This is a genomic window from Clostridium boliviensis (assembly GCF_033342255.1).
GTDB classification, from domain to species: Bacteria; Bacillota; Clostridia; order Lachnospirales; family Lachnospiraceae; genus Lacrimispora; species Lacrimispora boliviensis.
On the sequence record NZ_JAWONS010000152.1, the window covers coordinates 1 to 331 of the forward strand.

Here is a 331-nt window from a genome sequence, read left to right on the forward strand (position 1 = left end):
TCACCCGTACTTACGGTCGGGATACGGTGGACAACTTGGCGCTGGAGGGCTCCCCGTCCCCTACCGCCCTCCCTCTGCCTCCGCCGCCGCTGCCTCCGCATCCGCCTGCAGGAGCCGCTCTTTTCCGTTCCACCGGTAGCGGATCACGGTGACGTAAGGAGCGTTTTTCGGCCGGACGAGTTCGCAGATCGACAGGCTGGAAACGGTGTCGTAGTCGCCCCACAACGCCTGGGAATTCATGATGTAATCGAAATCCAGCTCTTCCAGCAGGTCGAACATGTCGCGGATATTGTTTTCGTCCACGCCGGCAAAAGCCTCGTCCAGGGAAATG

General features: G+C 60.7%; 1 protein-coding gene. It reads right to left on the bottom strand.

Going from position 1 to position 331, the window contains the following annotated elements:
• Positions 1-60: 60 nt before the first annotated feature.
• The coding region (locus RZO55_RS10360) for a hypothetical protein (protein ID WP_318064207.1) at positions 61-331 on the bottom strand (271 nt) is incomplete at its 5' end.